The organism is Aurantimonas sp. A3-2-R12 (genome assembly GCF_036016755.1).
Classification (GTDB): Bacteria; Pseudomonadota; Alphaproteobacteria; order Rhizobiales; family Rhizobiaceae; genus Aurantimonas; species Aurantimonas coralicida_A.
The window spans coordinates 83,785-95,567 of sequence record NZ_JAYXIH010000013.1; the positions used below are offsets into that span (position 1 = coordinate 83,785).

The 11,783-nt window shown below is 60.9% G+C and carries 7 protein-coding genes; 4 read left to right on the forward strand and 3 right to left on the reverse strand.

Going from position 1 to position 11,783, the window contains the following annotated elements; translation table 11 throughout:
- Positions 1-53 precede the first annotated feature (53 nt).
- Complete coding sequence (locus VSX60_RS09095) at positions 54-1,016, reverse strand: ArdC family protein (RefSeq protein WP_327623837.1); 963 nt, start codon at positions 1,014-1,016, stop codon at positions 54-56.
- Between the two features lie 451 nt (positions 1,017-1,467).
- Between VSX60_RS09095 and VSX60_RS09100 the strand changes: the two genes are divergently transcribed.
- From VSX60_RS09100 to VSX60_RS09115, 4 genes are all read left to right on the forward strand, one after another.
- Positions 1,468-2,085 (forward strand): type IV toxin-antitoxin system AbiEi family antitoxin domain-containing protein, encoded by a 618-nt coding sequence (locus VSX60_RS09100; RefSeq protein ID WP_327623838.1) that lies wholly within the window; start codon positions 1,468-1,470, stop codon positions 2,083-2,085.
- A gap of 86 nt (positions 2,086-2,171) precedes the next feature.
- Positions 2,172-4,067: a type II toxin-antitoxin system HipA family toxin gene (locus VSX60_RS09105; protein WP_327623839.1), complete on the forward strand. Its 1,896-nt coding sequence runs from the start codon at positions 2,172-2,174 to the stop codon at positions 4,065-4,067.
- Positions 4,068-4,307: 240 nt separating this feature from the next.
- Positions 4,308-6,518 (forward strand): ATP-dependent nuclease, encoded by a 2,211-nt coding sequence (locus VSX60_RS09110; RefSeq protein WP_327623840.1) that lies wholly within the window; start codon positions 4,308-4,310, stop codon positions 6,516-6,518.
- The gene (locus VSX60_RS09115) at positions 6,515-8,437 is read left to right on the forward strand and encodes a UvrD-helicase domain-containing protein (protein ID WP_327623841.1); all 1,923 of its coding nucleotides are present in this window, start codon (positions 6,515-6,517) and stop codon (positions 8,435-8,437) included. Before VSX60_RS09110 ends, VSX60_RS09115 begins: the two co-directional genes overlap by 4 nt.
- Positions 8,438-8,455: 18 nt before the next feature.
- Here VSX60_RS09115 and VSX60_RS09120 read toward each other — a convergent pair whose 3' ends face one another.
- Positions 8,456-10,813 (reverse strand): DEAD/DEAH box helicase family protein, encoded by a 2,358-nt coding sequence (locus tag VSX60_RS09120; protein ID WP_327623842.1) that lies wholly within the window; start codon positions 10,811-10,813, stop codon positions 8,456-8,458.
- On the reverse strand, positions 10,810-11,712 hold the full coding sequence (locus VSX60_RS09125; protein ID WP_327623843.1) for a DNA methyltransferase: 903 nt from the start codon (positions 11,710-11,712) through the stop codon (positions 10,810-10,812). The genes VSX60_RS09120 and VSX60_RS09125 overlap by 4 nt, the downstream gene beginning before the upstream one ends.
- Between the last annotated feature and the right edge of the window lie 71 nt (positions 11,713-11,783).

Consider the following 11,783-nt stretch of genomic DNA (forward strand, 5'->3'; position numbering starts at 1 on the left):
AACCGGGAAGCCGGAGAAACGTATTCCCGGCTCCACGTTTCGGCGTAATCCCATCACGCCGCCTCCCGCTCACCGTCCGCCGATGCCACCTTCAGTTGTTGGTCGACGCCCGGCTGGAAGCCGAGGATGAATTCGGCGGCCTTTGACGCGGCGCTGGCGGCGCGGACAATGGCGCGGTTGTCCTCGCGCAGGACCTCCAGCCATGAGCCGATATAGTCGGCATGGCGCACGGTCGGCACGATGGACAGTGAGGCGCAGATGAAGGCGCCCGCCATTTCCGCCACCAGCTCCTCGCGCGCGTAGGATTTGGAGCCGAAGGAACCCGCCATGTCACGACCGAGCCGGGAGGGATGACCTGACCAGTGCCCCAGCTCATGGAAGGCGGTGCGGTGCCAATTGATCGGTTCGAAATAGGCGGCTGGCGGCGGGACCTGCACGAAGTCGTGCGGTGGGCTGTAAAAGGCGCGGCCGCCGCCGATGCGGAAATCCGCGCCCGTGGCCCGGATCAGCGCCTCGGCTTGCGGCTCGATCATGCCGGGTGGAGGCGGCGGCGCGACGGCGGCGATCTCCTCCGGCAGGTTCTCGCACTGGTCGGTGTTGAAGACGGTGAAGCGCTTGAGGAACGGGATCGCCTGCGCTTCGTCGCCGTTCTCGCGGGCCCGCTTCTTCTCGTCGTCGGGGATGAAGCGATCGGCGTAGACGACGGTCGTGCCGCGCTCGCCCTTGCGCACGTTTCCGCCGAGCGACAGGGCCTGGCGGAAGGTCAGCCAGCTCTGGCCCGAGAAGCCATGCTCGATGACCGCGCCCCACAAGATCAGGACGTTGATGCCGGAGTAACGCCGATCCGTTGACGCATTCTGCGGCATAGCCAGCGGCGCCTTCGCCGCCGCGGTGCCCCAGGGCTGGACCCAAGGAATCCGGCCGGCCTCCAGCTCGGCGATGATCTTGCCGGTGATGTCGTCATAGAGGTTCGTCCGGTCGGAGCCAGAACGGGGGTGGTGGGACTGTCTGGGCATCGCGGTTCTCCGCGACGGGCGCCGGGAGCCACTCTCCCGATCCTCAACCCGTCACCGGCAAACCCGTCCGCACTCTCACTCTCGATGCGCCGAAGGGCACGAACGCGCGAAGCCGGTGGGGGCCGCGCGGCGATCGGCCGGGGCGTTGCGGGGCGGCAGGCCCCGCAGAAGGGGTCGGCCGGGACCATGGCTCGGGCGCAGGGGAAGGCTTTCCCCTCCGAACTCATGCGTGATGAATTCATCCGTGCGGTCCACTGGGCCGACTGATCGATGCTGGAGCCACGATCGTCATTCGACCGTTGTTGTATGTCTCCGGTTTGGGCTTCCGCGAGTTGGCGTCGCCTGGGTTGGCAATAAGACGTATTCCCAAACTGCGGTCAGCTACCTTATGCCGTCGATACGTGATACAAATCCTCGGACTATAGGTCCTTTGTTCCGAGTTTTCATATCAATGCGCGAGCCCGTTTCTCAACGCCAAATCGCCCGTGCCGTGCTGACAGCACGCGGAATGGCGCGTCTGGCGGAACTTCGGGAGGCCGGGGTGACGGCGGCCACGATGAGCCGCATGGAACGTAATGGTGAGGTGCTCCGGCTCGCGCGCGGCCTCTATCAACTTCCCGATGCGCCGCTCGACGCCCATCACAGTCTGGCCGAGGCAGCCAAACGTGTTCCCAAAGGCGTTATCTGTCTCGTTTCCGCCCTCGCGTTCCACGGTCTTACCGACCAGCTTCCAAGCCAGATATGGCTGGCCATTGGCCAGAAGGACTGGTCTCCGAAACCCGATGGTACGCCCATTCGCGCCGTGCGTTTCACCGAGAGCCTGCTCAATGCGGGCGTCGAAACCCATCCCGTCGGAGGGGTTTCCGTCAAAGTCTTCGGGGTTGCGAAGACGATCGCCGACTGCTTCCGATATCGGAACAAGATCGGCCTGTCCGTGGCGATTCAAGGCCTTCAGGAAGCCCTGCGCCAGCGCAAGTCAACCCCGGATGCGATTGCCAGACAGGCCGAGCATGGAGCGGTCGCTACGGTGATTTGGCCCTATCTTGTGGCGCTGACCGTCGATAGCTAACGAGAAGACGAGAATTATCCCGCATTTCAGATGCGCGATAATACTTGACTGATCGCCCAGAGATGTGCGATTAACGCGCATCTGAAATGCGGGATAATCCTGTGACTATCCACCTGGTGGGAGAGACGATCGATGCCAAGCGGGCGCATCAGCGCGCGCAGGCTGGAGAGCTGATCCAGCTCGTCCGGGGTGTTTATGTCGATCATGACGGCGACGCGGAGGCAAGCATCCTGGGCCATGCCGTCCGCATCGCCCACTACCTCTATCCCAACGCCTATCTCTCGTCCGCGAGCGCGGTTCTGCTTGCGCCCACGCCGGACGGGCGCCTGTTCATCAGTGGTCGCCGCAACCAGCGCACGCGGTTGCGCACGCTCGAGATCGTTCAGAACCAAGCCCCGGCGCACCCTTCGACGGCGATCGCGGTGATTGGCGACGATCTGGGAGAGCTGCGCGTCGCCGCGTCATCACCACGCCAACGCTTCCTCGAAGCCTTCCGCCTCAGAAGCGAACACGCCAGCGCCGTCACCGTCGAAATGCGCGCCCAGATGGCGGCCCGGTTGGTGGAGGAGCATGGAACGCCACGAGCGGCGGCTGACGCCGTCTGGGCGCTGGCGCGTGAGAACGAATGGTACCGGGAGGGAGAGGGCGCTGAACGCTTCCTGTTGGCCCAGCCCGGCGCGGCCAAGGTCCCCGTCAACAAGGCGGCGCTCGATCTTCTGGTCGCCTGGCATGGCGAACCTTTAGGCCGCCTGATCCATGATGGATTCGAATGGCGCTGGAAAGCTCAGAGACGGGTTGGTCCGGCGCTGGTCCGCGAGACGACGCCGGGCAAGCTGCCGGCGTTCATCGAGTCACTGCTGCCCGAGGGCTGGCTTGCCCAGGTCCTCCATGAACGCGACGAACGCGAGGCGCTGCGGCGTGGCCGACGCTATATGTCCAACATCGTTATCGTCGAGGACCGCGACGAACTGGCGGCATTGCCCGCCGATGTGCTCACCACCACACTCGCCAGCTTCCTCAATGCGGGCCGCTTCACAGGCGTGTACGCAGGACCGGCGCGCGGCGAGATCGAGGAGACCTTCGAGCAGAACCTGGCGCGTATCTTCGGGCGGGCCGAAACGCCACGCCTGTCGGGCGTCCAGATCAAGGCGCCGATGAGCCTGACGCCGGATGGCGCTCTCGTTCCGGCCATCGACCAGCCCTTCACCCACATTCTCAAGCCTGCAGGGACAGCGGGATTCGAGATGCTGCCGATCGTGGAATGGCTCTGCCTGGAGCTTGGACGCGCCGCCGGGTTCGAGGTGCCCGACGCGGCCCTGATCGAGATGCCCGACGGCATGGCACCGGCGTTGGTCGTCGAGCGGTTCGATATCCGCCACGGCCCCAAGGACGGCCGTCGTCTGGCGATGGAGGATTTCTGCGCCATCCTGGATCTTCCAGCTTCGGCAAAATATGACGGCACGATCGAGCGCATGGCCCGGGGCCTGCGCCCGCTTTCGACCGATCCCGCCGCGGACCTCGACATCCTGTTCCGCCGCGCGGTCTTCGCCTGGTTGATTGCCGATGGCGATATGCACCTGAAAAACCTCGCGATGCTCAAGACGGCCGAGGCGGGCGCCAAGGCTTTCACGACCGTGCGTTTCGCGCCGCTCTATGATGCTGTCACCACGCGAGTCTTTCCGGGCCTTGGCGGCGACCGGATGGCCCTGAAGCTGAACGGCAAGGATGACCGGCTGACCCGCCAGGACTTCTTCACGCTGGCCCGCACGATTGGTCTGACGATCGGTGACGCCGAGGCCGCTATCGGCGAACTTGCCGGGCGACTCGCTGAGTGCGCCATGACGCTAAGCCTGCCTGCCTTCGCGGGAGAATTGGAGGCGGCAAGGGCCATGCAAGTCAAGGTGAATGCCCTCGTCACGGACCGCTGCGCAACCTTTGCTGGCGCCGCTGAAGCTATAAAACTCTCCAGTAAGAACACATAGGGGGATGACATGATTGAGGGAGCGAGACGTTTATCGCGGCAGCACAACACGGTGCGCGTGCCGTGACACGACAGCGGTTGAGGGGCTGGTTTCCATCGTCTCGGGGTGGACCGCTGACAGCGCCTGCACGTCAGGTGGGAAACTCGGCGAAGATAATCCTGCTCTCAGAAGATCATGCAGATGAGTAATCCGTAGCGTCGGAGAACGAAAAAGATATCGTGCGGATAAAGGGGGGCAACAATGCATATTGAGACTTTGCGGATTCGTAATTTCCGGCGATTACAGGATGTACGGATTGATCTCGCATCTGACATTTCTATTTTTGTTGGTGCAAACAACAGCGGGAAGACATCCGCGTCACATGCGCTTCAGCTTTTTATGGCGGCGTCTCGTGAGCGCTTTTCGGTTCACGACTTCAGCGCCGAATGTTGGGCGACAATGGATGCCTTTGGTGACGGTGCGGACGGCGCCGTCCTTCCGAGCATCTCGCTCGACGTCTGGTTCCACGTCGACGCGCCAGATCTCCACCGCGTCGTCGATCTGTTGCCAAGCCTCGCCTGGGAAGGGACGCTGGTCGGCCTGCGTGTCGAGTTTGCGGCGACCGACGTCACGACGCTCCTCACCAACTTTGGGGAGGCTCGTGAACGGGCGCGCGCGAACATTCGACCTGGAGCGAACGGTGGCGCAGACTACCATCCCTCGCCGCGCACTCTACGCGACTATCTGACAGACAATCTGCGGCGCGAGTACGAACTGCGCTATTACGTTCTTGATCGGGCGCAGTTCGACGCAGAGTTGGTGGCCGCGGCCGAGTATGTCCCGCTGTTGCTAACCCCGGATAAAGGTCGCGGCGGCAAGGACATCCTGAACTCGCTCTTGCGCGTCGATTTTCTGCACGCCCAGCGCCATCTGACCGATGCGACTGCGGGCAGCCGGGCCGAAGATCTCTCGCGATGCTTGAGCCGTTTCTACGAGCGGAACCTGGAAAAGCGAGGTGACGACTTCGACGCGATCCGGGCGTTGGCGGACTCCGAGGCGATGCTCAACGATCACCTTCAGCGCGTGTTCGAACCAACCCTGAGCCGCCTGGGCGCCTTGGGCTACCCCGGGCTCTCCAATCCGCGACTGCTGATCAAATCAGCACTCAATCCAGCCACCATTATGGGCAGCCACGATGGCGCGCGCGTTCATTATGCGCTTGGCGATCCGCAGGAGGGGATCGAACCGCCGACGCTCCCTGATCGCTACAATGGCCTAGGTTTCAAGAATCTCATCTACATGGTCGTCGAGCTGCTCGATCTTCACTCGCAGTGGATGGACATCGAAGAGAACCGGCCGCCTCTGCATCTCGTATTTATCGAGGAGCCGGAGGCGCACCTTCACGCGCAGCTCCAGCAGGTCTTCATCCGCAAGGTGATCGATATTCTGGCGATCGAAGGCGAGGACGGTACGCACTACGCGAGCCAGCTCGTCGTCACGACCCACTCGCCACACATCCTCTACGAACGCGGTTTTCGGCCGATCCGCTATTTCCGTCGCTCATCGACGGCGTTGGCGCAATCCTCTGAGGTGCTCAATCTCTCGGCCTTTTATGACCGGACCGCCAATCCGACCCGCGATTTTCTCGAACGCTATCTCAAGCTCACCCACTGCGATCTGTTTTTCGCCGACGCGGCGGTGCTGGTGGAGGGAAATGTCGAGCGGCTCCTATTGCCGCAGATGATCGCCAAGGCAGCGCCTCGGCTTCAGTCCGCTTATCTAAGCATTCTGGAAATTGGCGGCGCCTTCGGTCATCGTTTCCGCACCCTGATCGAGTTTCTCGGTATTACCGCGCTCATCGTTACGGACATCGACAGCGTGACGGCGCCTGCCGCTGCCGCTGAGCCGGAGGTCGAGGACGACGAGCCGCCCGAGGATCAGGAGGGTGCTGCTGGTAGCGCCTGCATGGTGCATGTCGCCGGCGCCGTCACGTCCAATCAAACGCTCATCCAGTGGCTGCCAGCGTGCAGCACGATCGTCGACCTCTTGAACGCCACATCTGTCCAGCGGACGCAGCTGCGCGGCGAGGACGGTCACGCTTTGGTGCGCGTAACCTATCAGACCTTGATCGACGTCACTTGGAATATGGCACAGACGGCTATGGCGGGGCGCACCCTTGAGGAGGCGTTTGCACTGGAAAATCTGGCATGGTGTCAGGAAGCAGCGCGCTCCGACTTAAAGCTGCGAGTGCGTGGAAGCGCTGGACTTACGGCGGAGCAACTGGCCGAGCGGCTGCATAACCGAATCAAGGGGTCCAGCTTTAACAAGACCGATTTTGCGCTCGCGCTCCTTGCCCAGGATCCCGCCACCTGGACCGTTCCGCACTACATCGCGGACGGCCTCTGCTGGCTCGAGGACGAGGTCACGCCCGTTCCCGTCGCGGCCCCAGCTCAGGTGGAGGCCGCGGCATGACGAGCCGGATCGGACAACCGGACACCCACGCTGATCAAGCGCTGCGCCAATGCCTTGATCAGCAGCCACTGACCAGTTTTGTGATGGTGGCGGGCGCAGGTTCGGGCAAGACGACGTCGCTGGTGAAAGCGCTTGCTCATCTTTCAGCTACTCGCGCCGCCGCATTGCGGCGCCGAGGTCAGCGTATCGCCTGCATCACCTATACGGAGGTCGCCGTTGGCGAGATATGGGGCGATGTCGGCAACGACAGTCTCTTCCACGTCTCGACGATTCACAGCTTCCTCTGGACGGTCGTGAGCCCTTTCCAGCAGGATCTTCGGAGGTGGGTGGCCGGACGTATCCAGGAGAAGATTGCCGCTGCCCAGGAGCGCTTGGACAATCCAAGAACGCGGGCAAACACTCGCGAGACGCTTGCGCGCGACATGGAGCGATACCAGCGCCAGACCGACGCGCTCGCCAGCGTGGTTCGGTTCACCTACGGGACTGGCAGTGACTACGCCAAGGGCATCCTTGGGCACGACGATATCCTGAAGATCGGGCCCGCTTTGATCGAGGAGCGGCCGCTGTTGCGGACGCTGATCGCCAATCGCTTTCCGTTCATTTTTGTCGATGAGAGCCAGGACACGAGCCCGACCTTCATTGCCGCCCTCAGGCAAATCGCGGAAACCGTGGGGCAAGGCTTCTGCCTCGGTTTCTTCGGCGATCCAATGCAGAAGATCTACACGACCGGCGCAGGCCCGATTTTGCTGGGCGAAGGATGGAACGAGATCACCAAACCGGAGAACTTCCGGTGTCCAACAAGCGTGCTCGCCGTGGTCAACAGGATCCGTGCCGAGGACGACGGGCTCCAGCAGACCCGCGGCCGGACGATAGAGCGCGATGGCATTGTCGGATCGGTTGTGGGATCTGCGCGCCTGTTCATCCTGCCGGCCGACGGTCAGAGAACCGAGCGCCTAGCCCTCGTGCGACAGTGGCTTGCGACCGAGAACCACGATCCGCTCTGGCAGAGTGACGATGACGATGCGGATGTCCGGGTGCTTGTGTTGGTGCATCGCATGGCCGCGCGCCGGCTCGGCTTCCCGAACCTCTATGCCGCGCTGAACGATCAGGCGCCCCCGAGCCTGAAGGACGGGCTGTTGGACGGCACTGCCTGGGTGCTCAGACCATTCATGACATTCGTATTGCCATTGGTCATCGCGGCGCGAGCCGGCCAGGATTTCGATGTCATGTCGGCGCTGCGGTCAAACTGCCCGTTGTTGGGCCCGGACCGACTGTCCGATCAGAACGCGCCCGCCATGATTGCTCGCTTGCGCGCGGACGTGCCGCGCCTCGTGGCGATGTTTGAGTCCCTCGCAGGGACAACCGTCCGGCAGGTGCTCACGTTCGTGCACGAGCGGGAGCTGATGAGCTTGGACGATAGGTTTGTCGCGTACCTGGAAGGCGGCGGCGCTGCGGCGGTTGAAGAGGAGGCGGGCGCCGAACAGGGGGCGGTGAACGCGTTCCTTGATTGTGCAGCCGCGGAGTTTTGGGGATATCGCGAATATATTGAAGACCAGTCCCCGTTCGCGACGCAGCAAGGCGTTAAGGGCGCGGAGTTTGCGCGCGTCCTTGTGATTCTCGACGACGAGGAGGGTGACTACAATCTTTTCTCTTACGGGAAGTATTTCGGAATCTCGCCGCTGTCGGCCACCGATCAGAAGCATCTCGATGATGGGACTGACTCAGTCCTCGGCCGGACCCGTCGCCTCTTCTATGTCTGTTGTTCACGAGCTTTTCAGGACCTGGCCGTCGTGCTCTTCGTTCCGGATGTGGCCGCAGCTCGCGCGGCCATCGAGGCCAGGGCGCTGTTTCCTGCCATCGACATTTACGACTTACCGGCCCTTGTGGCGCTAAATGCACCGGGTGCTGAGATGGGATAGGAATGGCGGCCAAGGGCGCTATTTTATCTCCAAAGCCTTCTTTACGGCGCCAGCCACATCGCCATGATTGGTGCATCGTATCTGGCCGGTCGTCGTCATCCGCCAGACAGAAAAGCCGGAGCTATTCGTTTGCTTCATCGTTTCGGCGGACCATGTCCCGTCCGTGATGAAACGAACCAGAATGCGCTGCTGGCCTTTCTCATCCCGGATCGCCAGCAATTTACGTCCAGCTTCTGTCTGAAGAAGGAAGCCGCCTTTGGGATCGATCGCGATTATCCTCTTGTCTTTCCAGACAAGGAAGTCGGGGAAGAAGCGTCGGCTCTCGCCCTTATCCAAGAGCGGTATCGAATATCCACCATTCACCGGATTTCGGACCCAGGTAAGGCCTGTGTTGTCTATTTCCTGAGCGACTGCGAGTTCTGGGCCATTGAGATCGCTATAGCAGTCATGGACAGCGTTGGCGAACTTGTGGGTAGCGTCCGGGCGAACGAAAACCGCGCCGACTGTGTAAGGGTTTGAATCCTCGAACGCCAATTCCGCGTGCGACAGATAGGTGTCGACCAAGCCCTCGGCGTCCTCGCGCAACTGCTGCGCGGCAACACTTGAAATCTCGACCCGGGCTTCAAATTTCGGGTCGGCCCAATCAATCGTTTTGACTGCTTCGGGGTACCGGGACTGCATGTGCCGTCGAACGAGCCAACGAGCTATCACACGGTTGGAATGATCTTTGACATGAGTTTCGATCGATGGCTTGGAGCCGTCGCCGATTTGTTGGATTGCGCGAGTCAGCTCGCCAGCGCCCTGAACATTCACGGAATCCGCAGTGTAATCGTGGATCGAAGCTATGGCGTCGGTCAGCGGCTCGACAGATTCGTCAGCGTCGATGTGGATTTCAGGGATGGTGAGCGTTTGCTTCGGCTCGATGCGCGACCGCCGCCGGTCACGGGCATCGCTGAAACCCTCCAGCTTAACGTCCGGCATCTCGGAGGCGATCTTGCGGCGCACCACCTCGAGTATCTTCGGGAATTCCTGCTTGCTGTCGATGCGGATGTAGAAATTTGCAGTGTTCAGCAAAGGATCCGGATAGTGGCGCGCACCGGGTTGCCTTAAGACACGGCCAATCACCTGCTCAACTTGGAGAGCCGATCCCATCGATTTGTCGATATAAGCAAAACAGCAAGCCGGATCGTCCCAGCCCTCCTGCAGGCCTTGATTGAAGATGATGTGCCGATACGTCCCTTGCGAGAACACCGCGAAATCATCTTCGCCACCTGAAAACAGTGTGAACCCTTCTGGCGCAGGATAGTCCTTCTGACTCATTTTGAGGTCGCAGTAGAGCGCGATCTCGTCGGCAGGGATTCCTTTTTCCTCTGTCAGATAGCGCCAGATCAGGATCGGCGGCGCTTTGCGTTGATTGAACGGTCGATGAGGGTTATCGGCAGTTCCATCGTCCTGGCTGATATTCGTGCGGCAGACATAGATTGCCTTCGGAAGAAAGCCCGCTTCGAGTTCGTCCGCTTTGAGCGTGGCGAGCTGGAAGTCCTCAATCATATCATTGAGGGTTGTTTCCATCTCGGTGTCATAGCCGCCGAGCACAATCTGCCGTTTTACAAGGCCCGCATCGACAGGCTCCTTCGACCTGATGGCGGTGATCAAGCAGCGAGAGGGGCTATCGTCGGGATCAGAGATTGCTTCCGCACTCCATCCCACCTGCTTAAGCCGATCGATAATTTGCCCTAACTTGCCGGGAGTCCGCATCGTGGCCGAAGCCGCGAGAATAACATCCGGCTCCAGTTCAAGAAGCAAATCCGTCTGCTGGTCCGACAGATTGTGAGCCTCATCATACACAATGATCAGTGGGCGCCGATCCGATGCGGTGGGTGCCTTCCTCTCGGCGAGTATTTCCCAAAGCGCGCCGTCGTTCTCGTCCTCGTCCTTCTGGTGGACTTTGAGCTTGCCGTCGCTTTTTGACTTCTGATTGAAGCTACCCACTGTAGTCAGCAAGATACACGCCTGCGAGTCGTCTTGGATTTGTTCGACTTTCGCTTCGCCCAGATACGCGGTCGCGAACTCGGGGATGAGGTGCTCGTATTTCCCGCCAGCCTCAAAGTTGGCGAACGTCTGATTGACGACCGCCTTGGATTTGGAAATCCACAGCACAACGGGTTCGAGATGCATTCCCGCACGAAGCAGTGACACCGTGTCCGCGAGTATTGCCGTCTTGCCGGAACCGGTGAGCGATGCGAGCGCCTGGTAGAATGGGGTCGGCCAGCCCATGTATTCGATCGGTCGTTTTTTGTCGGTGGCCAGGAGCCCATACCGAGCGACAATCTGCTGAGAGGCTTTCGTTTGAAAGGGAAGTAACTCGATGCTCACGCGGCGCTCTCCTCGCCGGCATCTGATGTCGATCCGACTCCATAGGGGTGTAATGCTTCGTTAAACCCCAGCGCATCGAGGATGCGATTCGGAATTTGGTAGAACTCGACATTCGGACCGCTGTACGTCGAGATTCGCGCATACACGTGGAACGGCTGCGCGAGCCCCTCGGCCTTTGCTTCCGCTGCGATTGCTCGGAATGACGTGCGATTGAGAACCGAAGGCTGGTCCGGACCGTTCCAGATCAGGAAGAAACCTTCGCCCCGCGCGCTTTTCGCAAACAGATATGAATGTGTTCCCGCCGGCAGGCGCCTCAAATGTGCTGCTGCTCGATCCTTCTGATCCCAATAAGAGGTCAACAGCAGATCGACCATCTCCTCCCGTTCGAGAGCTAACACTGCCGACGCGTCGACCTGCGACATGAGTTTCGAGAACCGGAAGCCGCTGGAAAGCGGCGCGGCGGTAATCGCGGAAACACGTTTCTTATTAACACGCTCTCCTGTCACCGCACGCTTCAGACGCTCGTAGGTGAGAGTGCGGGCGTACGCATCGCCGCGCTCCGGGCGCCCCTGCTCAATCAACAAGAAGCGCCGATCGGCTCCTGATTCAGCGTTCAACTCCATGATCGCATGCGCGGTTGTTCCGGATCCTGCAAACGGATCGAGCACGATGCCTGTGGGTGGGCACCAAATTTGGACGATTTTCTTGATGAGCTTCATGGGCTTTACAGTCTCAAAGCCATGGCCGGGTCCGACGATCGAAGTAAGCTCGTTGATGCCAATCTGGCTATGGCCCGAATGCTCATGATCCCAAGAGGTTGTGCCGATATCCAAGGGCTCCTCATAGTCATCGTCGGACCAGTAATACCAACGGGCGCTGATCAAGACCCATGCGCCCACTCTCGCATTCCGATGGACGTGATTTTCCAGGGCTGATCGACGAGCTTGTTCCAAGCTGCGCAGCAGTGGGC

Bases quoted from the DNA above. Each gene is read 5' to 3' on its own strand.
- VSX60_RS09095 (WP_327623837.1), bottom strand. From the start codon at position 1,016: ATGCCCAGACAGTCCCACCACCCCCGTTCTGGCTCCGACCGGACGAAC.
- VSX60_RS09100 (WP_327623838.1), top strand. From the start codon at position 1,468: ATGCGCGAGCCCGTTTCTCAACGCCAAATCGCCCGTGCCGTGCTGACA.
- VSX60_RS09105 (WP_327623839.1), top strand. From the start codon at position 2,172: ATGCGGGATAATCCTGTGACTATCCACCTGGTGGGAGAGACGATCGAT.
- VSX60_RS09110 (WP_327623840.1), top strand. From the start codon at position 4,308: ATGCATATTGAGACTTTGCGGATTCGTAATTTCCGGCGATTACAGGAT.
- VSX60_RS09115 (WP_327623841.1), top strand. From the start codon at position 6,515: ATGACGAGCCGGATCGGACAACCGGACACCCACGCTGATCAAGCGCTG.